We start from the raw sequence: 321 nt of genomic DNA, 5'->3' as shown, positions 1-321 counted from the left end.
CTATCAAGAAGCTGCAGGCGGCCATTGATGATATCCAGGCAGAGCTGGCTTCTTACAAAAGCGCAGATGCAGAGATAGCCGAGTATGGAACGCTGGATTTGGACCTGCTGAAAGAGGAGCTGAAAATCAGAGAGCAGCAGCTGGCGGCAGTTGACAAGCAGATTAAAGCCAATAAGGATTTCTTCCGCCAGGCCGGTGCTCTCTTGTCGGGCCAGCTGGGGACTCTGCTGGCGCAAACTACTGCCCTCACAGAGCTTGAAACTCAGCTGAATATCGGCATTCGGGAAATTCAGGAAAAAATCGACAAGCTGGAGTGGTTTG

1 pseudogene is annotated in these 321 nt (G+C 51.7%); it reads left to right on the top strand.

Annotated features, from left to right (window positions below):
- Positions 1–321, top strand: a pseudogene (locus tag STRDD11_RS13435) (hypothetical protein); the annotation flags it as partial.

The sequence above is a fragment of the Streptococcus sp. DD11 genome, from assembly GCF_001578865.1.
GTDB lineage: Bacteria > Bacillota > Bacilli > Lactobacillales > Streptococcaceae > Streptococcus > Streptococcus panodentis.
The sequence above is the reverse complement of the archived record's forward strand: the minus strand, read 5'-3'. Positions and strand labels throughout refer to the sequence as shown.